The sequence below is a fragment of the Streptomyces spinoverrucosus genome, from assembly GCF_015712165.1.
Taxonomy (GTDB): domain Bacteria; phylum Actinomycetota; class Actinomycetes; order Streptomycetales; family Streptomycetaceae; genus Streptomyces; species Streptomyces spinoverrucosus_A.
The window spans coordinates 2676648-2700609 of record NZ_JADPZX010000001.1 but is presented as its reverse complement, the minus strand read 5'-3'; the positions used below and the strand labels follow the sequence as shown (position 1 = coordinate 2700609).

Genomic DNA, 23962 nt, shown 5'->3' with positions numbered 1-23962 from the left:
CCCGCATGCGGAAGATACTCGTCGTCGGAGCCGGTCAGTCCGGACTCCAGCTCGCCCTCGGACTCCAGTCGCAGGGGTACGAGGTCACCCTGATGTCGAACCGGACGGCGGACGAGATCCGCTCCGGCCGGGTCATGTCGACGCAGTGCATGTTCCACACGGCCCTGGAGCACGAGCGCGATCTGAAGCTGAACTTCTGGGAGTCCCAGGCCCCGAAGATCGAGGGACTCGGCGTCTCGGTCGCGGCCCCCGGATCCTTCGACCCCGGCCCCTCGCAGCGGGCGATCGACTGGGTGGGCAAGCTGGACGGGTACGCCCAGTCGGTGGACCAGCGGGTGAAGATGGCCGGCTGGATGGAGACGTTCGCGCAGCGCGGCGGCCAGCTGGTCATCCACGGCGCGGCGGTCGGCGACCTCGACTACTTCTCCCGTACGTACGACCTGGTGCTGGTCTCGGCGGGCAAGGGCGAGCTCGTGCAGATGTTCGCCCGCGACCCCGAGCGCTCCCCGTACAGCGAACCGCAGCGCGCCCTCGCCGTGGCCTACGTGCACGGCCTCGGCCCGCGCCCGGAGCACCCGGAGTTCGAGGCGGTGCGCTGCAACCTGGTGCCCGGCGTCGGCGAGCTGTTCGTGATGCCGACGTACACCACCTCCGGCCGCGCCGACATCCTGTTCTGGGAGGGCATACCCGGCGGCCCGCTGGACGTCTTCAACGGCGTCAAGGACCCCGCGGAGCACCTCTCCCTGACCCTGGAACTCATGGAGAAGTTCCTGCCGTGGGAGTACGCGCGGGCCACCAAGGTCGAACTGACCGACGCGAACGGCACCCTCTCCGGCCGCTACGCCCCGACCGTCCGCAACCCCATCGGCCGACTGCCCGGCGGCGGCCTGGTGCTCGGGGTCGCCGACGTGGTGGTCGCCAACGACCCGATCACCGGCCAGGGCTCCAACTCGGCGTCCAAGTGCGCCGCTTCGTACCTCGCCTCGATCGTGGAACACGGCGACAAGCCGTTCGACGAGGCCTGGATGCAGCAGACGTTCGACCGCTACTGGGCCACCGCCCAGCACGTCACCAAGTGGACGAACGCCATGCTGGCTCCGCCGCCGGAGCACATCCTCAACCTGATCGGCGCGGCCGGTCAGCTTCAGCCGGCGGCTGATCGTTTCGCCAATGGGTTCAACGATCCGGCGGACTTCGAGAACTTCTTCTACGAGCCGGAGAAGACCGCCGCCTACCTGGCCTCGGTCGCTGGCGCCTGACGGCCCTCTGACCTGGGCTGCGGCCGTCGTCCTCGGTCGTTGTCGGTCGACGTCGGCCGCCCTCGCACGGCCCACAGACGGCCCCGGCCGCACCGGGGCCGACTACGCTCGCGCGGGAGCGCCCCGCGGCGGGTTGCTGCGGGGCGCCTTGTGGGGTTCAGTCGATCTGCTCCCCGTCGTACGTACCGCCCTTGCAGCGGTTTTCCGTCAGATCGGGCGTTCCGCCGCCCTGCCTGCACTCAGACGGGGTGACGACCGATGGGGCACCCTGTTCGGCGGTGGCGGTGGCGGTGGCGGCGCCTGTGAGGCCGAGCCCGGCGAAGGCTGCCGTGGCGATGACGGCGGCGAGAATTCGTCGAATACGCATTTGGTTCGCCTTTCACGGATTGCCTCGGTTGGGGCACTAATCAGCTTGATGTTCACCCATGTGGGTGGCGCGTTATGTTGGGCCATTCGGGTGACAGTGCTGTCGGGTGCGGGGTCGGTGGCGCGACCCGTCGGACAGGCCCTGGAACGAAGAGAACACCCCGGCCTGATGGGTGGTTTCTTCGTTGTTCCGGAGGAGGCCGCGGATTATCTCACATCGCCGGCCTGGTCGCCGTTGGGGTGCGGGGTCTTTGGTCGCTGCGTGCTGTCCGTGGTTGCTCGCGCAGTTCCCCGCGCCCCTTTGGGGCGCCTCTCATCCGGTCTTACCGCGCCCAGGATCGGGTGATTCGCCAGCGGGGCGACCTTGATCTTCTCGCCGGTGCGGGGGGCGTGGACGACCTTGCCCTTGCCCAGGTACATCGCCACGTGCGTGGCGTCGCGGAAGTAGATCACCAGGTCGCCGGGGCGCAGTTCCTTCAGCGGGATGCGGGGGAGCTTGGCCCACTGCTCCTGGCTGGTGCGGGGGATGCGGGTCCCGGCGTGGGCCCAGGCCTTGGAGGTCAGCCCGGAGCAGTCGTACCGCTTCGGGCCCTCCGCGCCCCACTCGTACGGCTTCCCCAGCTGCCGCATGGCGTAGCGCACGGCCCGGTTGCCCCGCGGGGACGGCTTGGCCTCGGCGCCGAGCGCGCCGGAGGCCTCCAGCTTCCGCTGCGCCTCGGCGACCCCCTTGTTCTCCACGTCGGCGACCGCGGCCAGCTGCGCGGCGGTGAGCGAGGCGAGCAACTTCTCCACCTGGTGCAGCCGCTCGCGCACCTTGTCGCGCTCCTTCTTGCGCCGCTCGGCGAGGGCGAGTTGCCGGTCCAGCGCGGCCCGCGCCCGGTGCGCCAGCTCGTCGGCCTTCTTCTCGTCGCCGGCCAGCTCCTCCACCGTCCTGGCCCGCTCCCGCGCCAGCTGCCCGATCACATGGCCCTGTTCGAGAGCGTGCTGCGGATCGCGGGCGAGGAGCAGGCGGACGTACGGCGAGATGTCGCTGCGGCCCTGGTACTGCTGCCGGGCCAGCCGGCCGGCCGCGCCCCGGCTGTCGTGCAGGGCGAGCCGGGCCCGGGACAGCTCCGTGTCCAGCCGCCCGGCCACGGCGCGCTGCTTCTTCAGCTGCTCCTCGGTGGCGTTGTAGGTCTCGGTGGCCTTCTCGGCCTCCCGGTACAGCCGCTGAAGGTCCGTCAGCAACGCGGCGATCGACCGTCCTCGGTTCCCCCCGGGCTCCGGTACGGCCGCCGCGGGCACGGCTGCGAGAACGGCGTGGGCCGCCACGGTCGCCGTACACACCAGGCGCAGTAGCCTTCCTGACACGTCATCACCTCCGGTGCGGGGCAGCGGGTCCGCTCCGCACCGCGAGCATGGGACGCGTCCGCGCGGCCCGCGCGCCGACCGTCGGCGGGATGGCGTAACGGCGTCACCCGTCGGCGTCGTCCGGCTTGCCTCCCGGCGTGGCGTCTGGCTTGCGCCACGGCCGCCCGAGCCGGCCGCCACCCCGGTCACCCGCGGGATCGTGGACGTACTTCCAGCGCTGGGTGAGCCTGCCCTTGCCGCGGGACTCCCGGCGGTAGACGAGGACCGTGGGCGGACCGCCGTGCGGGTCCGGGACCGGGATGCGGTACGTCTTCGGCGGGTGGCCGGTGAGTCCGAGGAGCACGGGCAGGACGCGACCGTCCATGGGCCCGCCCTCGAAGGGGGTGTCTTCGCTCTTCACGCCACCAGTCTCAGCCATCCGCCGAGGCGAGGGTCGCCACGACCGACGCGGTCTGCGGGTCGCGGGCGGCGGTGACGGACAGCACGGCGACGAACTGCTCCACCAGCCAGTCCCGCAGCTCGTCCAGGGGTGGCTGCTTGTCCTCGTCGAGCCAGATAAGGGAGGCCGCCTCGACCGCGGTGATCCACATCCGGACGGTCATGCGCAGCCGGGAGCCCGGGTCGGTGATGCCGAGGTGGCGCATGATGTGCACGGCCGCGGCCCGGCGTACGCCGTCCACTATGGCGGTCGTACGGGAGGTCTCGACCACGCTGCCGCCCTGGAGCAGGGCGCTGAAGCCGGCGTCGTGCTGGTCGACGAAGGCGAGGTAGCGGTCCAGGGCGCGGGACAGCCGGGGGAGGAGGGGGCCCTCGCGCGGCTCGTCGAAGCAGAGCTGGAGTTCCTCGGCGGCGGAGCGGAGGGCGGCCTCGTACAGCTGCTGCTTGCCGCCCGGGAAGTAGCGGTACACCAGGGGGCGGGAGACCCCGGCCGCCTCCGCCACGTCGTCGAGGGAGACGTCCTCGGGGGCGCGGTGGGCGAAGAGGGTGAGCGCGGCGTCCAGCAGTTGGCTGCGGCGTTCCTCGACGCTGAGGCGGCGGTATGCGGGGGCGGCGGGGGTCATATGGGGCAGCGTAGTCGGCCGGGTGCGGGTTTCGTTGGGGCTGGTCGCGCAGTTCTCCGCGCCCCTGGGCGTTTCCCGCACCCCGAACGAAGACGCCACCTAGGCCAGCAGTCCCGAAGACCTCCACAGCCGTCGCCCCACTCCCCGCAGCACCCCGATGTCGTCCAGGAAGTCCGTCAAGCGCTTCGCGCCGGTCTGCATGACCTCCCGCCGATGCCCACTCGCCTTCACCTGCGCCAAAGCCTCCCGCTTGTCCAGACCCACGTTGGAGTACACCTCGGGGTTGACGAAGGCGACCGAGAAGACGCGGGCGAACTCGCCGGAGGTGATCCGCGTGAACTCCTGGGACCACTTCGGCGCGGTGACCATCTGGCGCCGCAGCTCCTCGCGGGCGTACCGGACGTGGCGGGCCTCCTCCACGACGTGGATGCGCGTGACCCCGCGTATCAGCGGCTGCACCCGCTCGTCGGGGAAGGTCAGCCGCTGCATCCAGTCGAGGACCTCCTCGCCGAGCAGGGTCGCGGTGAAGGAGCCGGGTGTGGTCGAGATGGTCTTGAACAGGCGCCCGAGGTGCTGGTGGGTGCGGCTGACGGGGTACCAGGGTGTGTCGCCGCGCTCGATCAGCCGGGCGAACATCTTCGAGTGCCGGCACTCGTCCTCGATCTCGGTCAGCGCGTAACGCACGTGCGCGCTCGTCGCCGCCTTGTCGTAGATGTGCCGGACCAGCAACTGCATCAGGATGATCTCGAACCAGATGCCCAGTGACGCCAGCGCCGCCGCCTCGTGCTGGGAGAGCAGGATCCGCTGTTCCTCGCTCATCCGTTGCCACATCGGTGTGCCGTACAGCGACACCAGCTCCGGCGGCCAGAACCACTTGCCCTCCTCGAAGGGTGCGTCCCAGTCCAGTTCCTTGTCCGGGTCGAAGGAGTGCTTGGCGGAAGAGTCGAGCAGCCGCTCGGCCACCTGCTCGCGGTCCTTGAGCAGGCCGAGCGCGTCGCGCAGCCCTTCCAGGGCTTCGGCTTCGGTGAGGGTCGTCATGCCCTTATGAGACTGCGTGTCAGCAAGCCCGTCAATCCCTTGCGCGCTACTTGTTGACCCCGCGTCTACTACGTGTGAGCCTGCGGACATGTCGACCTTCGACCTGTACGCCATGGACCCGGGGGAGCCCCTCTGGCCGGTGCCCGCGACCGGTGCGGCCCGCTTCAACTGGGAGTACGACGACGGACGCGACCGCCTGCTGGCCCTCTACCAGAAGGGCAAGGACAAGCAGTGGGACGGCCAGAAGCGGATCGACTGGGACCTGGAGGTCGACCCGTACGACCCCCTCGGCACCCCCGACGAGGCGCTCTCCCTGTACGGCACCCGGCACTGGGCGAAGCTCTCCGAGCGGGACAAGGGCGAACTGCGCAGGCACTACGCCTCCTGGCAGTTCAGCCAGTTCCTGCACGGCGAGCAGGGCGCGATGATCTGCGCGGCCCGGATCGTGGAGTCCGTGCCCGACCTGGACGCCAAGTTCTACTCGGCGACGCAGACCATGGACGAGGCCCGGCACGCGGAGATCTACGCCCGCTTCCTGCAGGAGAAGATCGGGATGCTCTACCCGATCAACGACAACCTCCAGTCCCTGCTCGGCGACACCCTCCGCGACAGCCGCTGGGACATGCCGTACCTCGGGATGCAGGTGCTCATCGAGGGCCTCGCGCTGGCCGCCTTCGGCATGATCCGGGACACCACCGACAAGCCGCTGCCCAAGCAGATCCTGGCGTACGTCATGCAGGACGAGGCCCGGCACGTGGCCTTCGGGCGGATGGCGCTGCGGGACTACTACCAGCAGCTCACGGACGCCGAACTGCGTGAGCGCGAGGAGTTCGTGATCGAGGGCTGCTATCTGATGCGGGACCGGCTGCGCGGCGTGGAGGTGCTGGAGAACTTCGGTGTCCCGCGCGCCGAGGCGGAGGAGTACAGCGAACGGTCCGAGTTCCTCGCGCTGTTCCGCAAGCTGCTGTTCAGCCGGATCGTGCCGTGTGTGAAGGACATCGGGCTGTGGGGCAAGCGGCTTCAGGAGGCCTATGTCGATATGGGGGTGTTCGAGATGGGTGACTCCAATCTGGATCTGCTGATGGCTCAGGACGAGGAGGTCGCCGAGAAGCTCGACGCGGAGCGGTTCGCGGTGGAGGAGCGGGAGCGGGTGGCAGAGGTGACGGACGTGATTGAGGCGGGGGGCGCCGACTGAGGGGGTGCGGAGGTTTGTTTGGCGGCTGCGGGTTGTTTTTGGCTGGTCGCGCCCACGCGGCGGAGCCGCACATCGATACAGCCCCGCGCTCCCAAGGGCGTTGCCCTCCCGGCGTCAGACCGAGCAGCCCAACCCTTCCGGGACCTCGACCGGCACTGGTACCGCGGCTCCCGGCGGGAATGACGTTCGGAGCGTGAACGCGTACGGTGTCGGGCCGTTGGTTCGGAGGTGGAGCAGGCGGGTCTCCGCCTCGGCGACCGTCGGGCGGTGTCCGGCCGGGACCCACCACAGGGCCGTGACCGCCTCCTGCAGGCGCTCGAACCACTCCCGGCGGCGGGCCAGCATCTCGCGGTGCCGTCCCTGGTACATGTACGCGGTCAGGGAGTCGGTGTCCCGCCACACCGACATGTTGACGATCAGCCAGTCGTCCCCGAAGACGGGCACGTCGGTCGCGTTGCCGGAGTCGCTCTGCAGTCGCCAGACGAAACCCTCGGCCGCGTCGGCGTCGGCGTTCACGGGGTCGAGACTGTCGACGAAGTCCTTCAGCTGCGGGGAGTCCAGCGGGGCCTTGAGACGGCCGATGTTGACCTGGGCGAGTTCGTACGCGGGCGCGGAATCCGTCATGACCGAACGGTAGGTCGGGGCCCGCGCGCGGCGGTACCCCCGTCTCACGACCTGAGCACGGCCTGCATCACCGCCCGCGCGATCGGTGCCGCCACACTGCCCCCGGAGATGTCGCGGCGGTGCGCCGAGGCGTCCTCCACCACCACCGCGACCGCGACCTTCGGCTCCAGATCGCGGTCGCCCTGTGCCCAGGAGACGAACCAGGCGTACGGCGTACCGGAGTTGTCGACGCCGTGCTGGGCGGTACCGGTCTTCCCGCCGATGGTCGCGCCGGGGATCATGGCGTGGGTGCCGGTGCCGCCCTCCACCACGTTCCGCATCAGCTCACGCAGCCGCATCGCGGTCGAGGGATGCATGGCCCGGCGCAGCGGGCGGGCGCCGGTCGTGGAGATCGTGGCGCCGCGGTCGGTGGTGGTCCGTTCCACCAGGTACGGCTCGCGCACCTGGCCGCCGTTGGCGACCGCCGCCGACACCATCGCCATCTGCAACGGCGTGGCACGGGTGTTGTACTGCCCGATCGAGGACAGGGCCAGCTGCGCCCTGTCGACCGAGGTGTCGAAGGTGCTCGGCGCCACCGAGTAAGGGATGCGCAACTCGGTGTCGTTGAAGCCGAACGCCTGGGCGGTGGCGGTCATGTCCGTCACACCCACGTCCACGCCCAGCTTGGCGAAGACCGTGTTGCAGGACTTCACGAAGGCCAGGCGCAGTGAGGCGTCCGCACAGCCCTTGGTCGCGTTGTGCAGGGTCGTCGTGGTGCCGGGCAGGGTGTACCGGTCGGGCGAGCGGGTGCGCTTGTCGAGGCTGGTGATCACCCCGGCGTCCAGCGCGGCCGCCGCGGTGACCACCTTGAACGTCGAACCCGGCGGATACGTCTGCCGTACCGCCCGGTTCAGCATCGGCTTGTTCGGGTCCTCGTTCAGCCCCAGCCAGGACCGGGCCACCGCCGGCCCGTTCCCCGACAGCATCCCCGGGTCGTACGACGGGGTGGAGACCAGCGCCAGGATCCGTCCCGTCGCCGGTTCGATCGCCGCGACCGCGCCCTTGCGGTTGCCCAGTCCCCGGAACGCCGCCTGCTGCGCGGCCGGGTTGAGGGTGGTGACGACGTCACCGCCGGGGTTGCGGGCGCGGGTGAAGTCGTTCCACAGGGAGAACGGCGAGAGTACGGGGTCGGTGCCGGAGAGAGTGCCGTCCTCGGCGTGCTCCAGGAACGTGGTGCCGTACCTCTGCGAGGAGAAGCCGGTGACGGGGGCGTACAACGGGCCCTGCTTGTAGACGCGTTCGTAGCGGAGGTACTCGCCGGTGTCCTTGGAGCCGGTGACCGGGCGGCCGCCGACCAGGATGTCGCCGCGCGGCTGGCCGTAACGGGCGATGTCCTGGCGGCGGTTGGCCGGACTGTCGTCCAACGCGCCGGCCTGGAAGAGCTGGATGCGGGCCGCGTTGACGAGGAGGGCGGCCAGCAGCAGGACGCAGAACGCGGCGGCGTAGCGGATGTGACGGGTCATGGGGCGACCCGCCCGTCGTACTGCTCGCGGGCCGAGTGGCTCACCCGGATCAGCAGGGCCACGATCGCCCAGTTGGTGACCACCGAGGAGCCGCCCTGCGCCAGGAACGGCATCGCCATGCCGGTCAGCGGGATCAGGCCGGTCACCCCGCCCGCGATGACGAACACCTGCAGCGCCACGATCGAGGCGAGGCCCACCGCGAGCAGCCGGCCGAAGGGTTCGCGCAGGGCGAGGCCCGCCCGGTAGCCGCGCTCCACCAGCAGGCCGTACAGCAGGAAGATCGCGGAGAGGCCGGCCAGGCCCAGCTCCTCGCCCGCGGTCGCCAGGATGAAGTCCGACTTGGTGGCGAAGCCGATGAGGGTGGAGTGGCCGAGGCCCAGGCCGGTGCCGAGGACGCCGCCCGCCGCGAACGCGAACAGCGACTGGGCGAGCTGGTTGGGGCCCTGACCGGCCTCGATGGACGCGAACGGGTGCAGCCAGTCCTGGATCCGGGCGGCCACGTGCGGCTCCGTCCGGCCGACGGCGACCGCGCCGAGCGTCGCCAGCAGCAGGCCGACGGCGATCCAGCCGGTGCGGCCGGTGGCGACGTACAGCATGACGACGAACAGGCCGAAGAACAGCAGCGAGGTGCCGAGGTCGCGTTCCAGGATCAGTACGCCGACGCTGACCAGCCAGATGGCGACGACGGGGCCGAGGACGCGGCCGGTGGGGAGCTGGAGCTTCCAGATGCGGCGGCCGGCGTAGGCGAGGGCGTTGCGGTTCGCGGCCAGGTACGCGGCGAAGAACACCGCCAGCAGCACCTTCGCGAACTCGCCGGGCTGGATGGAGAATCCGGCGAACCGGATCCAGATGCGCGCGCCGTTCACGGCCGGGAAGAGGATCGGCAGGGTGAGCAGGGCCAGCGCGGCGGCGACGCACACGTACGCGTACCGCTGGAGCACGCGGTGGTCGCGCAGGGCGGCGACGACATAGGCGAACAGTGTGATGCCCAGCGCCGACCAGACCAGTTGGGCGGGGGCCGCCCGGTCGCCCGGTGTCTCCAGGTCCAGCCGGTAGATCAGCACCAGGCCCAGGCCGTTGAGCAGCACACCGATGGGCAGCAGCAGCGGGTCGGCGTAGGGGGCGCGCAGGCGGACCGCGAGGTGCGCGAGCAGCGCGAGGACGCCGAGTCCCGCGCCGTAGCCCACCGCACCGGGCGGGACGGCACCGGTCCTGGCGAGGCCGACCGCGCAGTAGCCGTACACCGACAGCAGTACGGCTACGACGATGAGAGCGAGTTCGATGCCGCTGCGCCGGGGGAGACGGACCGCGGGAGCGGGCGTGTCCGCTGCCACGGTGGTTCCGGTTCCGGCCTTCGTCATGTCCGGAACTTACCCAAATGGGGCGGCTTGTGTGTCGTGCGGGTCAGCACCAGCGTGGCGCGGGCCCGATGTTGTTGATGTAGCGGGCGGGTCCCCAGGCCCAGGTGCGGTTGCCCTGGAGGAGGTACCAGAGGGGGTTGCCCCGCACTCGCTGGCCCGGTGCCTTGCAGTAGATCCGCACTTCGTCGCCCCGCTCGACGATGCCGATGGCCCGGCTGCGCTGGGTGGGTGACGTGCGCAGCAGCAGGGAGCCGGCGGTGACGACGCCCCTGTAGTCGGCGCTGCCGCCAATGTTGTCGCCGTTGCCGTTGTCGTCGCCGCCTAAGTCGTCGTCGGCGCTGCCGCCGTCGCCGAAGTCGTCCCAGTCCCCGATGCCGCCGAAGTCGCCGTTGCCGCCGTCGCCGCCGAAGTCGCCGTTTCCGTCGAAGTCGCCCTTGCCGCCGTTTCCGCCGTTTCCGCCGAAGTTGCCGTTGCCGCCGAAGTCGCCCTTGCCGCCGTTTCCGGCGAAGACGTCGACGCCGCCGTTGCCGCCGAAGTCGCCCCGGTTCCCGTTGCCGCCGAAGTTGTCCCGGCCGCCGTTTCCGGCGAAGACGTCGACGCTGCCGTTGCCGCCGAAGTCCCCCCAGTTGCCGTTGCCGTTGAAGTTGCCCCGGTTCCCGTTTCCGCCGAAGTTGCCCCCGTTGCCGTTGCCGCCGAAGTTGTCCCGGCCGCCGTGCCCGGCGAAGACGTCGACCCCGTTGCCGGCGAAGACGTCGACGCCGCCGTTCCCGGCGAAGACGTTGACGCCACCGTTGCCGCCGAAGTGGTCACGAAAGCCGGGGCCGAAGCCGCCGAAGCCGGGGCCGAAGCCGCCGAAGCCGGGGCCGAAGCCGCCGAAGCCGGGACCGAAGCCGCCGAAGCCGCCGAAGCCGCCGATGCCGCCGATGCCGCCGACGCCGAGGCCGGGAACGGGGAGGACGCCGGTGCCGGGAACAGGGGCGGGAACGGTGCCGGTGCCGGCTTCGCCGCCGGGGGCGGGAACGGCGCCGGATCCGGAGCCGGAGCCGGAGCCGGATTCGTTGCCCAGGACGGCACTGGCGAAGGATGGGGAGATCGCCACCGCGGTGGCCAAGGCACCTGCGGCTGCCGTCATGGCGAGACGGGTGCGGGGAGAGCGCAGGGACATGGGGAGAACCTCCCGTGAGGGGCGGGGCGAAGCTGACTAATCGCCACATTAGGAGCGCGCTACCCGGGGCGCCCGTCACAGTGCGCCATCGGGGATGGTCACTCCCTGTCCGTCGTCCGCTCGTCCGGTGGAGCCTGAGCCAGCGTCAGCCTCGCCAGGGCCCCGCCGCCCGGCGCGTTGCGGAACTCCAGGTGGGCGCCCAGGACCTCCGCCTGGCCCAGCGCGATGGTCAGGCCCAGGCCGTGCCCCTTCGCCCCGCCCTCGGTGCGGAACCGCTGCGGGCCGTGCTCCACCAGATACTCCGGATAGCCCAGCCCGTGATCCCGCACGGTCACCACGGGCCCGTCCACCGTCACGACGACGGGGGGCCGCCCGTGCTTGTGCGCGTTGGCGACGAGGTTGCCGAGCACCCGCTCCAGCCGCCGCCGGTCGGTCACCACGCGCGCGTCCCGCACGACCCGCACCGCCGTGTCCGTATGGGACGCCCGGACGACCCGCCCGGCCAGCGCGCCCAGCTCCTCGGTGTCCAGGTCAAGCCGCTCGCGCCCGGTGTCCAGCCGGGAGATCTCCAGCAGGTCCTCGGTGAGCGTGCGCAGCGCGGCCACCCGGTCCCGGACCAGCTCCGTCGGGCGCCCCGGCGGCAGCAGCTCCGCCGCCGCGTGCAGGCCGGTCAGCGGGGTGCGCAGCTCGTGCGCCACGTCCGCGGTGAACCGCTGCTCGGCGAGCAGTTTGCCCTGCAGCGAGGCGGCCATGGAGTCCAGCGCGGCGGCGACCGCGGCCACCTCGTCCTGCGGCCGCGTCCGGTCCCGGGTGCGCGGATCGTGCACGCGCGCGTCCAGATCACCGGCGCTGATCCGCCGGGCGACCCGCGCCGTGGTGTGCAACCGGCGCGTCACCCGGGTCACCGCGAACGCCCCCACCAGCACCGTCGCCCCGATGGCCAGCGCCGACGACCAGCCGATCGCCCGGTCCAGGCCGTCGATGGTGCGGGCCTGCTGGGAGTAGTCGACGGCCACCGCGAGGGCCCGGCCGCCGTCGGCGGGGCCCGCCGCCCACATCGTGGGCCGGCCCTGGTGCTCGGCGACCATGGTGCCGCGCTCCCCGGCCGCCGCGAGCGAGCGCAGCGGCGCGGGCAGCCCCGCGGGATCCACGCCCGCGCCCGGCATCAGCGGATCCCCGGCCTCGTACGCCGTCGTCGCGTCCGCCAGCCGGGCCAGCGCCAGCTCGCGGGCCTGTCCGACGGTCTGGTTCGTCACCGAGACATGGACCAGGACGCCGAGCAGCGCGGCCAGGGCACAGCACATCACCGTGATGAAGACGGCGGCCTTCACCGCGAGGGTGCCGGTCCAGCGCGGCAGCGTGAGCCTCATCGGGGGCTCGCGGAGGGCGTGCGGGACGGGCGGTGGGTGTCCGGCCGCTTGCCGGTGCGCAGCATCTCGTCGCGGGTGAGCAGCATCGCCCGCTGGTCGGTGTCCCAGCTCCACTGCAGCCGGTACTCGTACCCCTGGACCTCGGACGGCGCCCGCAGGATCACCGACTGCCCGGCGATCTCGATCCCGGCCAGGGCGTCGTCGTAGGCCATGACCTGCACCAGCCGGTGCTTCTCCACCGTGTAGACGCGCACGGCGGTCATCTCGCCGGGCAGCAGCCGGAAGCCCAGCGTCATCTCGGGCCGCCCGTCGCCGGTCAGATCCCGGTGGTACGGCTCCAGGACGGGGCACCCGGTCCGGCCCCCGGCCCGCCCGCACTCCGCCATCCGGCTGTTCGTCTCGCGGTACCGCGCCTTGGACCCCTCGTAATCGCCCGGGCTGCGGGCGATCTCCGCCCGTACCACCGCCACCGGGTCCACCCTGCGGATGTCGTCGCCGGGCACCTCGACACCCTTCACGACCTGGATGTCCACCTCGCCGATCTCGAAGGCCGGGCTCGACGCCGGCGGCAGCTCCGGCCACAGCCGGGCCGGGCCGGCGGCGGTCGGCGTCGGCCCCGCGCCGCGCAGCTCGCCCGCGTCACCGCAGGCCGTCGCGGTCAGCGAGAGCAGCGCGAGGACGGTGGCGGCGCGGACGCGGGCGTGGGTGATGAGCGGGGGAAAGCGGCGGGGCACGGGGCTCCTGTGGCTCGGGACGGTCGCGTACACCTTATGCGTGCGCGCACCTTGTGTACGTAAGTGTCCTGGCCGGGGCGGCCTACTCCGCGAGCTCACCTTGCGTACGTAAGCGTCCTGGTCAGGGGTGGCCTACTCCGCGAGCTCCTCCAGGAACCGCACCGTCTGCAGCCCCGTCCGCAGATACTCCACGAACAGCTCGTTGTGCAGCGCCCACGGTGAGCGGCGGGCGCGGATCAGCCGGATCGCCGACTCGACGGAGCGGCCCCGGCGGACCAGGGCGTGCGCGATGACCAGGCCGGAGCGGTTGTAGCCGTGGTAGCAGCGCACCAGCACCCGGCGGCCCCGGTCCAGCGCGTCACCGGCGGCCTCGGCCAGCCGGATCACCCCGGCCAGCTGGGTCCCGTCGAGCGGGCCGTCCGGGATCGGCCAGACCTGGTGGTCGACGCCCGGGTCGGGGCCGTGGCCGGGCAGCCGCAGGAGCGTCTGGACGAGATCGAACTCGTCCCGGACGACGGCGAACTCCAGCTGCCCCGAATGGCCCTTGAACTCGTGCCCGCCCATCCACAGACCAGGCACGATCTCGTTCCACGGCATGTCCGGGGCCGGTACGTCGGGTTGCTTCCTGCGGGTACGCAACGACGCCTCCCCAACCGCCACGCGGGCGGGCCGGTCCCAACTCCTCTCAAAGGTAGCCGGGTTCTTGCCCCTGGAGCACCCCGCCTGTTCCCATGGTCATGAGGTGATGTGCATGAGCGGACTGCGCGTCGTGCCGACCTGGCAACACGGTCGGGAGCGGCTGTACGTCTGCCTCACGGACGGCAGGAACATCGCCTGGTACGACCGTGAGGCGGCCCGCGTCAACCTGCTGATCGAGGACCGCAGAGACGACGTCCTGGACGCCCTGCGCCCCTTCCTCACCGGCCCCGTCACGGTCGGCCCGCCCCCGGTCCCGACCCCCGCGGAGCTCGCCCGGCTGAGCCTGCACCCCGACGACGACCTGGCCCCCAACCGGCCCGGCGAGGCCCTCCTGGTCGCCCTGGACCGGGACCCGGGCGGGCCCGTGCCCCGGCTCCGCGCCGATCCCCGGCGCCGGGCGCTGGAGGCCGAGCAGACGGTGGGGGAGGCGCTGGACCGGATGGACGGCGCGGGCTGGCACGCCCTGCACTCCGTCCCGCTGCCCGGCGGCGACCGCGTCCACCACCTGGTGATCGGCCCCGGTGGTCTGTTCGCCGTGCACGCCCTGTACGCCCGTAAGCAGCGGGTCGTGATCGCCGACCCCATGGTCACGGTGGGGCGGCGGGAGGGGCGCCCGCTGCTGCGCCGGGTCCGCGCGGACGCCGACCGCGCCAGTTACGCCCTGACCGCCGAGGTCCACCCCGTCCTCGTCCTGGTCGGCCCGTCCCGCGTCTCGGTCCCGGGCCCGGTCCGCGAGGTCCGCGTCCTGCGGGACACGGACCTCGACGACCTCGCCCGCCTGGGCGGCGTACTCAAACCGGCGGACGTGGAGGCCCTGCACGCGATGGCGCGGGACCGGAACACGTGGGCGAGGGTGTGACCCCGGCTAGCTCACGGGCCGGAAGTAGTGGTCCAGCGTGTACCTCCCGATCTGCTGGCCCATCCGGTTGCCCACCTCGCCGCTGGTCCGGTGCTCGACGCCGCCCCACATGCGGGCGTTGATCACGTCACGGGTGAAGTCGGCCGCCCTCGTGTAGGTGCGGGTCGTGCCGGTCACCGCGGAGGAGATGCGGAAGTCGACGTTCGGGCCGGTCAGCCGGTGCAGGACGGCCATCGCGGCGCCGTCGGCCGCGTTGTGACCGCTGACGTAGTCCGGGGACGCGGGCGTGCGCAGCAGCGGCTCCCAGGCCGGGTCGGCCGTGGTGGCCGCGTTGTCGTCCGTCCCGGCCAGCCGGATCGCCGTGATCGGCCGCCACTGGGCGTGCGTGTACTTGGCGTTCCAGGCGGTGATCGTCGCGTCGGCGGTCGCCGTGTTGGCCGCCGCGAACAGCCGGGCCGCGTCCACCAGGTCCAGCCCGTGCCGCTTGACGTGGTCGCGGTAGGCGGCCTGGAACTGCACCGGCTGCACATCCGCGAAGAACTTCGCGGTCTCCGTCTGCTGCGGCGTGCGCACCTTGCTGTTCTTCGCCCCGAGTGCCCGCACCTCGGCCAGGTCACGGGCGTACCGCCGGGTGTTCGTCGCGGGCGGCGCGCCCGGCCGGAACTGCTCGGCGGAGGTGAGCGCCAGCGGCTTCGTCTTCGCCAGCCACGGCAGCTGGAAGGGCGAGTTGTCCGGCGGGGTGGGCCGCCACACGCCGGGTTCGGGCGTCTTGGTGAACGCCACCGATTCCCCGCGTCCGTCCTTCACGCGCAGCTGGACGACGCGGTCGGCGGCCCGTCTGCCGTAGTCGACGCCCAGCTTCTCGGCCTGCCCGTCGGGGATCTTCTTCAGCGACTCGGTGTAGGCGGCGTCCAGCCGGGCCTTCGACTTCGGGAAGTACGTCAGCAGCACCCGGTGCGCGGCGGCAGCGGCGGCCGCCTCCGCCGAGGCCTCGCGGGGCCCTCGTACGTCCCACTTGTACGGCGCGTACCGGCCCTCGATGCCCACCACCGCGTTGTACACGGCGGCCGAGACGAAGCCGTGCCACACGTTCTGCTCGGCCGCGTGGCGCTTGGCGTCGCCGTTGATCGTGGCGACGGCGATCTCGTTCCAGTCGAGGAGCACCTGGGCCTTGGGGGCGGGGGCGGTCGGGGCCCGGTCCGGGGCGGCGACGGTGGCGGCCGTCGTGGCGCCGAGGGTGAGTGCGGTCAGGCCGACGACGAGCGTGCGGCGGCGGAGGGTACTGGGACGGGTTGTTTCCATGCTGATCCCTTGCTGTGAGATGCCCGCTTCAGGGGCGTTGGCTCACGGCAGTGCGCCGGCCCGCCCCTCGTCGAGCAGCGGGGCCAGCACATCGCCGTAGTCCTGCACGCGCGGGGCGATGTCCGCCGCCTGGAAGGTGAGTTGGCCGACGTCTCGGCACTGCTCGACTTCCTCCCAGGTCACCGGCGCCGAAACGGTCGGCGTCGCCCGCGCCCGCAGGGTGTATGGAGTCGCCGTCGTCTTGCGCGCGGCGTTCTGACTCCAGTCGACGAACACCTTGCCGGGCCGCAGACTGCGCGTCATGCGGTGTACGACCAGTCGGGGCATTGCCCGTTCCGCCTCCACCGCGAGCCCCTTGGCGTACTCCGTCACCTGATCGGAGGGGGTGGGCCGGACCGCAGCCAGCAGATGCAGCCCCTTCGAACCGGACGTCTTCGGGTACGCCTCGATCCCGTCCGCGGCCAGCCGCTCCCGCAGCCACAGCGCGACCTCGCAGCAGTGCACGACGGTCGCGGGCGAGCCCGGGTCGAGGTCGAAGACCAGCCGGTCCGCGACCGCCGGCGCCGAGATCACCCATTGGTGGGTGTGGAACTCGGTCACCAGGTTCGCCGCCCACATCAGACTCGCCAGGTCCTGCACCAGCACCATCCGGGCCGGACCCTCCGATCGCGGCACCTCGGCGGTGGTGACCCACTCGGGGGTACCCGGCGGCACGTTCTTGGTGAAGAACACCTGCCCGTCCGGGCCGTCCGGGTAGCGCAGGAAGGACACCGGCCGATCCCGCAGATGGGGCAGGAGTACGTCGGCGGTCGTCGCGTAGTAGTGGAGCAACTCGCCCTTGGTGAAGCCGGTCGCCGGATGCAGCACCTTCTCCAGATTGCTGAGCGCGACCCGTCGCCCCTCCACCTCTGTGATCGGCGTCATACGATGAGAATCACACGAAATCGATGAGAATCGTACGAACCCTGCTGATACCGCTGCGAAAGGTGCTGGATGTGCGATCCATATGGAACGGCGCCATCTCGTTCGGCCTGGTCAGCATCCCGATCAAGCTGGTGAACGCCACCGAGAGCCACTCGATCTCGTTCCGCCAGATCCACAGCGAGGACGGCGGCAGGATCCGCTACCGCAAGTTCTGCGAGCTGGAGGACCGCGAGGTCAGTGGGGCGGAGATCGGCAAGGGGTACGAGGACGCGGACGGCACGATCATCCCGATCAGCGACGAGGATCTGGCCCATCTGCCCATCCCGACGGCCAAGACGATCGAGATCGTGGCCTTCGTGCCGGGCGAGCGGATCGACCCGCTCCAGATGGACGCGGCGTACTACCTCGCGGCCAGCGGCGCCCCCGCCGCCAAGCCGTACACGCTGCTGCGCGAGGCGCTCAAGCGGAGCAACAAGGTCGCCATCGCCAAGTTCGCGCTGCGTGGCCGGGAGCGGCTGGGCATGCTGCGGGTGGTCGGCGACGCCATCGCCATGCACGGGCTGCTGTGGCCGGACGAGGTCCGCGCGCCCGAGGGCGTCGCCCCCGACACCAACGTCACCGTCCGCGACAAGGAACTCGACCTCGCGGACGCCCTGATGGACACCCTCGGCGAGGTCGAGCTCGAAGACCTGCACGACGAGTACCGCGAGGCCGTCGAGGAGGTCATCGCCGCGAAGGCGGCCGGCGAGGCGCCTCCCGAGGCTCCCGAACCCGCGGCGGGCGGCAAGGTGCTCGACCTGATGGCGGCCCTGGAGAGCAGCGTCCGCGCGGCCCGGGAGTCCCGAGGCGAGGCCCCGGCCGAGGAGGCAGAGGTCCGCTCGCTCGGCAGGAAGGCCCCGGCGAAGAAGACGGGCGCGAAGAAGACCGCCGCGTCCGCGAAGAAGACGGCGGCCAAGTCGGCGCAGGGGACGAAGAAGGCGGCTTCGAAGAGCACGGCGAAGAAGACGACGGCGAAGAAGACGACGGCGAAGAAGACGACGGCGTCACGCAAGCGTTCGGCTTGACCGCGGCGGCTGAAGTCGACGCTTCTGTCACAGAGTTCACGCATCGATCGATCACATCCCGTCGCTGAGGTAGCCCTGGTCGTACACAGCCGACCAAACGGGGGACGCGATGCGATCCGAGCATCAGGACCAGAAGAACGAGACGCGGGCCAAGGACGTGCCCGGAGACGCCTGGTGGGCGGGCCTCGGCCCGGTCGGCGGTGTGGTCCTGCTGCTGATCGGGCTCGGCCTGCTGGCCTGGGCCTTCCTGGACCTGCCCGGTTCCCGCGGCCCGCACCTGCCCTACGAGGGGGCCAAGGTCCTGGCGATCGGCGCCGTGGTCGCGGGGACCACACTGCTGGCGCGGCGCAGCAAGCGCGGGGACGTCCAGGACGACTGAGGGCCCTCAGCCGCGCGGCCCCGCCTGCGCCGCCGCCAGTGCCGCCAGCTCCTCCGCCGTACGCGGCCCGGTGGCCGTGTCGTCCAACAGGCCCTGGCCGCGCAGCAGTTCCGCCGCCGCGACGCCCCAGGGCAGGCGCAGGCCCGCCTGGCGCAGCAGCTCCGTGCGGGCCAGGTTCTCGGGCGCCGGGCCGGTGCGCACGCCGGACGGGGTGAGCAGGGCCGCGTCGTCGGCCCAGCGCAGGGCCAGGTCGACGTCGTGAGTGGCCATCACGACGGTCGTGCCGGACGCGCGCAGCCCGTCGAGGGTGGCGAGCAGCCGTTCCTGGCCGTCGGGATCGAGCCCGGCCGTCGGCTCGTCGAGGATCAGCACACGCGGCCGCATCGCGACGGCACCGGCGATCGCGGTCCGCTTGCGCTGCCCGTACGACAGCAGATGCGTGGGCCGGTCGGCCAGCCGGGCGATGTCCAGCGCGGCCAGCGCCTGATCGACCCGCGCCCGCACCTCGGCGTCCGGCAGCCCGAGGTTCAGCGGCCCGAAGGACACGTCCTGCGCCACCGAGGCGGCGAACAGCTGGTCGTCCGGATCCTGCACCACCAGCTGAACGGTGGTCCGCAACCGGGTCAGCCCCTTCCGGTCGTACGACACCGGCGTGCCGTCCACCGTCAACTCCCCGGCGTGCGGCCGAAGTCCGCCGCTGAGCAGCCGCATCAGCGTGGTCTTGCCGCTGCCGTTGCGGCCGAGCAGCGCCAGCGCGCGCCCCTCGCGCACCTCGAAGTCGAGGCCGGTGAGCACGGCCGGGCCCTCCTCGTAGGAGAAGGACACGCCCCGCAGGGCGACCAGGGCGGCGGCCTCGCTCATGACAGTGGCCTTTCGAGTACGAAGGTGAGGGCGGCCAGCGTCGCGAGCAGCGCGACGCTCAGAGCCGTGAACGGGACGGAGACGCGGGCCTCGGGCACCAGCACGCGCAGGGTGCCGTCGTAACCGCGTCCGGCGAGCCCCGCTTGCAGGCGCGCCGCCCGGTCGAAGGCCCGCACGAAGGCGGTGGCGCCGAGCCCGGCCAGGGACCGCCACTGGGCGGCCCGCGTGGTGTGCCCGAGGCGCGCGGCCTGGGCGTCGCGGATCCGGCGCACGGAGTCGAGGAGCAGAAAGCTCATGCGGTACGTCACCAGAGCCACATCGACGACGGGCGCGGGCACCCCGGCGCGGACCAGCCGGGGCAGCAGGTCGGACATCGGGGTGGTGAACGCGAACAGCAGCACGCCGAGGGATGCGGCCGAGGTGCGCAGCAGCAACTCCCCGGCACGCACCGGGCCGCCGTCGGCGAGGCCCACGAACCCGTCGGGGCCGCCGACCCGCACCAGCAGCGGCAGCGCGCCGGTCACGCAGAAGCCCAGCGGGACGCGGTAGGCCCGCCACAGCCGCCGCCCGGGCACGCCCGCCGGGCCGAGCAGCACGGCCAGTGCCGTGACCAGCACCAGCGCGGCCCCCGGCCAGGGCGGCAGCGAGATCGCAAGTACCGTGAGCCCCAGCCCGAGCACGGCCTTGTCCACGGGATGGCGGCGGCGCCAGCGACTGCTGTGCGCCGCCGCGTCGATCGGCAGCACGGGCCTCAGGCCCCTTCGGCTCCGTCGTGCCCGGGCACCCGCACAGGGTCCTGCTCCTCCCGGGCCCGGGCCTCACCCTGGCGGCGTCCGCGCCGCACCCCGAAGTAGTACGCGAGCGCGCCCGCGCCGACCGCCGCCTGGAGGGCGAACAGGCCGGACTCGATCTCGCCGGACGGCGGCTCGTACAGGGGCGAGAACCATGGCTCGTAGTCCGGGTCCAGCTCGGTGATCGCCGTCTCCGCCTCGGCGTCGGCGCCGGTGAATGGCTCCTCCTTGTGGTCGCCGAGCCCGAACACCAGCGGCAGCACCGCGAGGGCGGCGACGGCGAGCAGCAGCAGGAGGTTGATCTTCGCGTTGCGCTTCATCGGGCCACCGCCTCGGTACCGGCCGTCTTGGTGCCGGTCTTGGTGAGCAGCACGCCCAGCCGGGTCAGTTCACCCTTGCTGGACTGCACGAGCAGCCGCATCACCAGCACCGTGAGCAGCCCCTCGCTCACCGCGAGCGGGATCTGCGTGACCGCGAAGATGGCGCCGAACTTGCCGAGCGCGCCCAGGAAACCGCTGCTCGGGTCGGGGAAGGCGAGCGCCAGCTGGACGCTGGTGACGCAGTAGGTGGACAGGTCGGCGACGAACGCGCCGAAGAACACGGCGACCATCAGCGGCACGTCGTACCGGCGCAGCAGCCGGTAGATGCCGTATCCGGCCCAGGGGCCGACGATCGCCATCGAGAAGACGTTGGCGCCGAGCGTGGTCAGCCCGCCGTGGGCGAGCAACAGCGCCTGGAACAGCAGGGTGATGGTGCCCAGCACCGCCATCACCGGCGGCCGGAACAGGATGGCGCCCAGTCCCGTGCCGGTGGGATGCGAGCAGCTCCCGGTCACGGACGGCAGCTTCAGCGCCGACAGGACGAAGGTGAAGGCGCCCGAGGCGCCGAGGAGCAGGGTGCTCTCGGGGTGTTCCCTGACCTCACGGGTGAGGGAGCGGACTCCGTGGACGACGAATGGCGCGGACGCGGCACCCCAGGCGATCGCGTGCGCCGGAGGCAGAAAACCCTCGGCTATGTGCATGGCTTCAGCAGACCCTCTCCAGCACCTCGTGGATGGTGTACAACGCGCCTCGGCCGGTCTCCTGGCTGACGGGTGACACCGCCCGTGCTCCGCCTTCCCGGGTCACAAGGACCCAGTGGCTGCCCGCGAGGGGCCGGAGCCGGACTTCCCGATCACAGTGGCGAGGGCCGCACCGGCATCACACCGGTTTCCCGTTCACCAAGGCGTGGTGACAGTAGTGCGCCCGCGGGGGTGGTGACAAGCGGTGCATCGGGGGCGCGAAGGCGCTGGTCACGCGGCGCACACGCCGGACGTCACCCGTCGAGCTCCCGGTCCAGCAGCGCCAGGTCCGGCGGTACGAGGTGGGTGGCGTCCACCAGATCCCGGAGCAGGCTGTGCAGCGGTACGGCCTCGTCGGCGCTCAGACGGGCGCCGATCTCCGCGACCCGGTGCTCGATCCCGGGCGCCTCCCAGTCGGTCTCCGGGCGCAGGAAGCGCAGTTGCTGCAGGGCCTTGCGGGAGGGGAAGGGGCGCGGGTCGGACTCGTGGCGCAGGTAGCGCTGGCCCAGGACGACCAGGAGCAGCCGTTCGTCGTCGTCGAGGGGCGGGCGGTCCTGCGGGAAGTCTCGGGAGTGGCGGGCGGGGTCCGTGACATACAGCTCGATCAGGTACTCGCGGTGGCCGAGGCCCTGCACGAAGAGCGGGGTGTAGCCGGAGGGGACGGGGAGCGGCGCGGTGCGGGGGGTGAGGAGTTCGTCGTGGGGGAGACGCAGGGGCCGGCGGCCGGTGTTGTGCAGCCACCAGTGGCCGTGGTGGTACGTCAGCTCTCCCTGCCGGCGGCTCACCCGCAGGTCGTCACCGCCGACGTACAGCTCCGTGGCGGGGCAGCCCGGGGCGCGGCCGAAGCACACCAGGCGGCCGGGCTCCGGAGCGGCCGTGATCCCGCCCGCCGCCGATCTCGCGTGCAGGGTGTCCGGGGCGGCCGGTGGGGCACCGCGCGCGAGACTCTCACGACGGTTCATCCCCGGCTCCTCGGCGTGGTGGCTCGTTGCCCACACTGTCCGGGTCGGCTGCGGGACCCTTCCCGCCCGTCAGCGTTCGGGCAGCTTGGCGGCGGCGGAGGTGGCGAGGCCGGTGACCATCTCGCAGAGCTCGTCCATGGGGCGTTCGCCGCCGACGCGCAGGCGCACCATCTCGGCGGCCGGTACGGCGCCCTCGCCGCTGTACCGGCGGTATTCGAGGAAGACCGTGCAGGTCTCGTCGCCGTCGCCCTCCGGCTTGACGAGGGCCCGGTGGCCGCTGAGCCGCACGGCTTCGCCGTCCGTCGCGGACTTGGGCTGGTCGCGGAAGAAGCTCACCTCCGCCTCCAGGTCGTCCACCTCGCTGAACCACTCGCAGTTCCAGTTCGCGACACCGACCTCCGGCGTGTCCGGCTTGATACCGGGCACGGCGCCCGTCAGCGCCTTCGCGTCGAGCAGCGCGCAGGCGTCCGACCAGGCCAGCGAGTTGTCCGGGTAGGCCGGGGAACGGCGGGGCAGCGGACCGTCGTTCAGCACCTCGGCGGCGCTGCGGGCGGCCGTGTCGGCGACTGTGCACAGCGTCGCGCTGCCGCCGGTCACCGAGCCGTCCCCGACGTCGACGCGGATCCCGACGAGGGTGCCGTCGGCATCCCCGGCGGCGCTGTCGTACAGCAGCAGCCCGCACTCGTCGGTCTCCGGCGGCTCCTCAAGGACGCCGATCGTCCCGATGCGCGTGGCCGGGCGGGAGCTCTCGGGCCGGGAGCCTGGGCGTAACTGGACCGAGACGTCGATGCGGGTCTTGTCGTCGGGGCTGACGAGCACGTCACAGCGGTCGAAGTTGCCGTAGTCCACGTCGACATGGACCTCGCCGAACCGGCCGAGGGCGGCCGGGTCGGTCAGGGCGCACACATCGGCGGTGCGCGGATCGCCGATCAGGGACCCTTCCGTGGTCCGGCTCCGGCCCGCCTCGTCCGTGCCCTGACCCGAATCGCCGTCGCCGCCGTCGGGCGCGAGGATCAGACCGCCCAGGACCAGCGCGGCGCCGATCCCGACGGCCGTGGCCAGCAGGGGCCGGCGTGCCGGCCAACTCCATCGCGCCCGCCGGCCGGGCTGGGCGGTCGTGGCCTGGGACCCGGAGGTGGCGACGGCGGCCAGCAGCCGTCCGGCCTCGGCGGCGTCGGGGCGTTGCCGTGGGTCGCGCCGGAGCATGGCGGTGAGTACCGGATACAGCGGGCCCACGGCCTCGGCGTCCATCTCCACGACGCCCTGCTCGGCCTTCCAGTACGTCAGGCGCTCGGTGTCCGTCCCGCCGTCCCCGCCGTCCCCGGACTCCCCGCCGCGCGGCGGCGCCCCGGTGACCAGCGCGTACAGGGTGGCGGCCAGGCAGAACACGTCCGAGGCGGGACGGGGGAGGTGGCCCCGGGCCAGTTCGGGGGCGGCGTAGTCCGGGGTGAAGCTGAGCGGGCCGTTGCTGGTGATCGTCTCGGCGCCGCCCGTCCGGTGCGCGGCACCGAAGTCCAGCAGCTTCGCCGTACCGCGCCGGGTGAGGCCCACGTTGGCGGGTTTGACGTCACAGTGCACGATCCCCGCCTCGTGCAGCGCCGCGAGCGCGTCGGCGAGCTCGGCACCGATCCGGGCCGCCCGCTGCCAGGACAACGGCGGCTGCCGGTCCAGGCCGCCGCCGGGGACGTACTCCATGACGAACCAGTACGTCTCCTCGCCGTCCTTCTCCACGGTCACGACGTCGAACAGTGTCACGACGTGCGGATGGTCGCGGAACTTGGCCAGCGCGCGGGGCTCGGCCAGCAGCCGTCGCACCGCCGTCTCGCGGTCGCCCTCGATCAACTCCGGCTTCAACGCGACGTCCTGCCCCACCACCGTGTCGTGGGCCAGCCACACCTCGCCGCTCCGCCCGGCGCCGATGACCTCTCTGAGGACATAGCGGCCGGCGAACTCGTCTCCGGGACGCACGGTTCTCCCCCTCGCCTGTGCCCAGGACGCGCACCCGGTCACGCGCGCGTGCCTCGAACCTACTGGGA

25 protein-coding genes and 1 riboswitch are annotated in these 23962 nt (G+C 72.1%); of the genes, 5 read left to right on the top strand and 20 right to left on the bottom strand.

Annotation, left to right across the window (positions count from 1 at the left end):
* Positions 1–5 precede the first annotated feature (5 nt).
* Positions 6–1259: a styrene monooxygenase/indole monooxygenase family protein gene (locus tag I2W78_RS12000; RefSeq protein WP_196459385.1), complete on the top strand. Its 1254-nt coding sequence runs from the start codon at positions 6–8 to the stop codon at positions 1257–1259.
* A gap of 157 nt (positions 1260–1416) precedes the next feature.
* On the opposite strand, the gene I2W78_RS11995 is transcribed toward I2W78_RS12000, so the two are convergent.
* The 5 genes from I2W78_RS11995 to I2W78_RS11975 form a co-directional block, all read right to left on the bottom strand.
* Positions 1417–1626: a hypothetical protein gene (locus I2W78_RS11995; protein ID WP_196459383.1), complete on the bottom strand. Its 210-nt coding sequence runs from the start codon at positions 1624–1626 to the stop codon at positions 1417–1419.
* Positions 1627–1832: 206 nt separating this feature from the next.
* On the bottom strand, positions 1833–2975 hold the full coding sequence (locus I2W78_RS11990; protein ID WP_196459381.1) for a C40 family peptidase: 1143 nt from the start codon (positions 2973–2975) through the stop codon (positions 1833–1835).
* Positions 2976–3078: 103 nt separating this feature from the next.
* The gene (locus tag I2W78_RS11985) at positions 3079–3375 is read right to left on the bottom strand and encodes a hypothetical protein (RefSeq protein ID WP_196459379.1); all 297 of its coding nucleotides are present in this window, start codon (positions 3373–3375) and stop codon (positions 3079–3081) included.
* 10 nt (positions 3376–3385) lie between these two features.
* Entirely contained in the window at positions 3386–4036 is a 651-nt protein-coding gene (locus I2W78_RS11980; protein WP_196459377.1) for a TetR/AcrR family transcriptional regulator, read from the bottom strand.
* A 99-nt stretch (positions 4037–4135) separates the two neighbouring features.
* Positions 4136–5074 (bottom strand): AurF N-oxygenase family protein, encoded by a 939-nt coding sequence (locus I2W78_RS11975; protein ID WP_196459375.1) that lies wholly within the window; start codon positions 5072–5074, stop codon positions 4136–4138.
* An 88-nt stretch (positions 5075–5162) separates the two neighbouring features.
* On the opposite strand from I2W78_RS11975, the gene I2W78_RS11970 reads away from it, so the two are divergent.
* Entirely contained in the window at positions 5163–6269 is a 1107-nt protein-coding gene (locus tag I2W78_RS11970; RefSeq protein ID WP_196459373.1) for a ferritin-like domain-containing protein, read from the top strand.
* 114 nt (positions 6270–6383) lie between these two features.
* Here the strand turns inward: I2W78_RS11970 and I2W78_RS11965 are convergent, their stop codons facing one another.
* From I2W78_RS11965 to I2W78_RS11935, 7 genes are all read right to left on the bottom strand, one after another.
* On the bottom strand, positions 6384–6893 hold the full coding sequence (locus tag I2W78_RS11965) for a DUF3291 domain-containing protein (RefSeq protein WP_196459371.1): 510 nt from the start codon (positions 6891–6893) through the stop codon (positions 6384–6386).
* Positions 6894–6937: 44 nt separating this feature from the next.
* Entirely contained in the window at positions 6938–8395 is a 1458-nt protein-coding gene (locus I2W78_RS11960; protein ID WP_196459369.1) for a penicillin-binding transpeptidase domain-containing protein, read from the bottom strand.
* A complete protein-coding gene (locus tag I2W78_RS11955; RefSeq protein WP_196459367.1) occupies positions 8392–9756 on the bottom strand; it encodes an FtsW/RodA/SpoVE family cell cycle protein in 1365 nt (454 codons plus the stop codon). Before I2W78_RS11955 ends, I2W78_RS11960 begins: the two co-directional genes overlap by 4 nt.
* 43 nt (positions 9757–9799) lie before the next feature.
* A complete protein-coding gene (locus I2W78_RS11950) occupies positions 9800–10921 on the bottom strand; it encodes a hypothetical protein (protein ID WP_196459365.1) in 1122 nt (373 codons plus the stop codon).
* Between the two features lie 98 nt (positions 10922–11019).
* Positions 11020–12291, bottom strand: a complete 1272-nt coding sequence (locus I2W78_RS11945) for a sensor histidine kinase (protein WP_196459364.1) — start codon at positions 12289–12291, stop codon at positions 11020–11022.
* On the bottom strand, positions 12288–13025 hold the full coding sequence (locus tag I2W78_RS11940; protein WP_374222660.1) for a hypothetical protein: 738 nt from the start codon (positions 13023–13025) through the stop codon (positions 12288–12290). Before I2W78_RS11940 ends, I2W78_RS11945 begins: the two co-directional genes overlap by 4 nt.
* Before the next feature lie 132 nt (positions 13026–13157).
* Positions 13158–13664 (bottom strand): protein-tyrosine phosphatase family protein, encoded by a 507-nt coding sequence (locus I2W78_RS11935; RefSeq protein ID WP_196459362.1) that lies wholly within the window; start codon positions 13662–13664, stop codon positions 13158–13160.
* Between the two features lie 112 nt (positions 13665–13776).
* On the opposite strand from I2W78_RS11935, the gene I2W78_RS11930 reads away from it, so the two are divergent.
* Positions 13777–14583 carry a nuclease-related domain-containing protein gene (locus I2W78_RS11930; RefSeq protein WP_196459360.1) on the top strand — a complete coding sequence of 269 codons (807 nt, stop codon included), beginning with the start codon at positions 13777–13779 and terminating at the stop codon, positions 14581–14583.
* Between the two features lie 6 nt (positions 14584–14589).
* Here the strand turns inward: I2W78_RS11930 and I2W78_RS11925 are convergent, their stop codons facing one another.
* Positions 14590–15885 (bottom strand): vanadium-dependent haloperoxidase, encoded by a 1296-nt coding sequence (locus I2W78_RS11925; RefSeq protein ID WP_196459358.1) that lies wholly within the window; start codon positions 15883–15885, stop codon positions 14590–14592.
* A 42-nt stretch (positions 15886–15927) separates the two neighbouring features.
* Complete coding sequence (gene ligD, locus I2W78_RS11920; RefSeq protein ID WP_196459356.1) at positions 15928–16809, bottom strand: non-homologous end-joining DNA ligase; 882 nt, start codon at positions 16807–16809, stop codon at positions 15928–15930.
* A gap of 71 nt (positions 16810–16880) precedes the next feature.
* Between ligD and ku the strand changes: the two genes are divergently transcribed.
* Positions 16881–17873, top strand: a complete 993-nt coding sequence (gene ku / locus I2W78_RS11915) for a non-homologous end joining protein Ku (RefSeq protein WP_445330154.1) — start codon at positions 16881–16883, stop codon at positions 17871–17873.
* Positions 17874–17982: 109 nt separating this feature from the next.
* Positions 17983–18252, top strand: coding sequence for a hypothetical protein (locus I2W78_RS11910; protein WP_196459354.1), 270 nt, complete (start codon positions 17983–17985; stop codon positions 18250–18252).
* 6 nt (positions 18253–18258) lie between these two features.
* Here I2W78_RS11910 and I2W78_RS11905 read toward each other — a convergent pair whose 3' ends face one another.
* From I2W78_RS11905 to I2W78_RS11880, 6 genes are all read right to left on the bottom strand, one after another.
* Positions 18259–19113, bottom strand: a complete 855-nt coding sequence (locus I2W78_RS11905) for an energy-coupling factor ABC transporter ATP-binding protein (RefSeq protein ID WP_196459352.1) — start codon at positions 19111–19113, stop codon at positions 18259–18261.
* A complete protein-coding gene (gene cbiQ / locus I2W78_RS11900; protein ID WP_196459350.1) occupies positions 19110–19859 on the bottom strand; it encodes a cobalt ECF transporter T component CbiQ in 750 nt (249 codons plus the stop codon). Before cbiQ ends, I2W78_RS11905 begins: the two co-directional genes overlap by 4 nt.
* A 5-nt stretch (positions 19860–19864) precedes the next feature.
* On the bottom strand, positions 19865–20224 hold the full coding sequence (locus I2W78_RS11895) for an energy-coupling factor ABC transporter substrate-binding protein (RefSeq protein WP_196459348.1): 360 nt from the start codon (positions 20222–20224) through the stop codon (positions 19865–19867).
* Entirely contained in the window at positions 20221–20925 is a 705-nt protein-coding gene (locus tag I2W78_RS11890; protein ID WP_196459346.1) for an energy-coupling factor ABC transporter permease, read from the bottom strand. Before I2W78_RS11890 ends, I2W78_RS11895 begins: the two co-directional genes overlap by 4 nt.
* Before the next feature lie 34 nt (positions 20926–20959).
* Positions 20960–21143, bottom strand: a riboswitch (cobalamin riboswitch).
* 75 nt (positions 21144–21218) lie between these two features.
* Positions 21219–21926 (bottom strand): FHA domain-containing protein, encoded by a 708-nt coding sequence (locus I2W78_RS11885; protein ID WP_196459344.1) that lies wholly within the window; start codon positions 21924–21926, stop codon positions 21219–21221.
* 69 nt (positions 21927–21995) lie between these two features.
* A complete protein-coding gene (locus I2W78_RS11880) occupies positions 21996–23894 on the bottom strand; it encodes a serine/threonine-protein kinase (RefSeq protein WP_196459342.1) in 1899 nt (632 codons plus the stop codon).
* Positions 23895–23962: the final 68 nt, after the last annotated feature.

Bases quoted from the DNA above. Each gene is read 5' to 3' on its own strand.
- I2W78_RS12000 (WP_196459385.1), top strand. From the start codon at position 6: ATGCGGAAGATACTCGTCGTCGGAGCCGGTCAGTCCGGACTCCAGCTC.
- I2W78_RS11995 (WP_196459383.1), bottom strand. From the start codon at position 1,626: ATGCGTATTCGACGAATTCTCGCCGCCGTCATCGCCACGGCAGCCTTC.
- I2W78_RS11980 (WP_196459377.1), bottom strand. From the start codon at position 4,036: ATGACCCCCGCCGCCCCCGCATACCGCCGCCTCAGCGTCGAGGAACGC.
- I2W78_RS11975 (WP_196459375.1), bottom strand. From the start codon at position 5,074: ATGACGACCCTCACCGAAGCCGAAGCCCTGGAAGGGCTGCGCGACGCG.
- I2W78_RS11970 (WP_196459373.1), top strand. From the start codon at position 5,163: ATGTCGACCTTCGACCTGTACGCCATGGACCCGGGGGAGCCCCTCTGG.
- I2W78_RS11965 (WP_196459371.1), bottom strand. From the start codon at position 6,893: ATGACGGATTCCGCGCCCGCGTACGAACTCGCCCAGGTCAACATCGGC.
- I2W78_RS11960 (WP_196459369.1), bottom strand. From the start codon at position 8,395: ATGACCCGTCACATCCGCTACGCCGCCGCGTTCTGCGTCCTGCTGCTG.
- I2W78_RS11955 (WP_196459367.1), bottom strand. From the start codon at position 9,756: ATGACGAAGGCCGGAACCGGAACCACCGTGGCAGCGGACACGCCCGCT.
- I2W78_RS11950 (WP_196459365.1), bottom strand. From the start codon at position 10,921: ATGTCCCTGCGCTCTCCCCGCACCCGTCTCGCCATGACGGCAGCCGCA.
- I2W78_RS11945 (WP_196459364.1), bottom strand. From the start codon at position 12,291: ATGAGGCTCACGCTGCCGCGCTGGACCGGCACCCTCGCGGTGAAGGCC.
- I2W78_RS11930 (WP_196459360.1), top strand. From the start codon at position 13,777: ATGAGCGGACTGCGCGTCGTGCCGACCTGGCAACACGGTCGGGAGCGG.
- I2W78_RS11925 (WP_196459358.1), bottom strand. From the start codon at position 15,885: ATGGAAACAACCCGTCCCAGTACCCTCCGCCGCCGCACGCTCGTCGTC.
- ligD (WP_196459356.1), bottom strand. From the start codon at position 16,809: ATGACGCCGATCACAGAGGTGGAGGGGCGACGGGTCGCGCTCAGCAAT.
- I2W78_RS11910 (WP_196459354.1), top strand. From the start codon at position 17,983: ATGCGATCCGAGCATCAGGACCAGAAGAACGAGACGCGGGCCAAGGAC.
- I2W78_RS11905 (WP_196459352.1), bottom strand. From the start codon at position 19,113: ATGAGCGAGGCCGCCGCCCTGGTCGCCCTGCGGGGCGTGTCCTTCTCC.
- I2W78_RS11895 (WP_196459348.1), bottom strand. From the start codon at position 20,224: ATGAAGCGCAACGCGAAGATCAACCTCCTGCTGCTGCTCGCCGTCGCC.
- I2W78_RS11890 (WP_196459346.1), bottom strand. From the start codon at position 20,925: ATGCACATAGCCGAGGGTTTTCTGCCTCCGGCGCACGCGATCGCCTGG.
- I2W78_RS11885 (WP_196459344.1), bottom strand. From the start codon at position 21,926: ATGAACCGTCGTGAGAGTCTCGCGCGCGGTGCCCCACCGGCCGCCCCG.